At 53.6% G+C, this 338-nt stretch carries 1 protein-coding gene; it reads right to left on the reverse strand.

Going from position 1 to position 338, the window contains the following annotated elements; translation table 11 throughout:
* Positions 1–22: 22 nt before the first annotated feature.
* A partial coding sequence (locus AC1RPG_RS08510; protein WP_481762553.1) for a hypothetical protein occupies positions 23–338 on the reverse strand: 316 nt, incomplete at its 5' end.

A 338-nucleotide genomic window follows, 5' to 3' on the forward strand; every position in this document is an offset into this window, starting at 1 on the left:
TACTACGTTACGCGCCGACTGGTCAAGTGCAGAATGACGCTACCTTGACCCGCCTCTTCAGGTCCTGTGCTTCAACCGGAAGTGTCAGATTGTGAGGTGCCGGAAACGAGGATACTGGAATGTCGAACTTCTCGTAGGGCGGCCACACGCCTCCTGTGATTCGGTCGATTACGCGGGCACCATGTGCACTACTGGTGGTGCCGAATTTGCGGTTTGGTCGCGCATTATACAGGAACTCGAACGTTGCTTCGCAGTACATACGTTTCCATGCGCGTCGCGCATCTAGTACCTGACGCATGCGTTTCTTACCTCTACTGACCTTCATGAATTCTCCTAGA

The sequence above is a fragment of the Dellaglioa sp. CoH-57-MRSF-18 genome, from assembly GCF_056781995.1.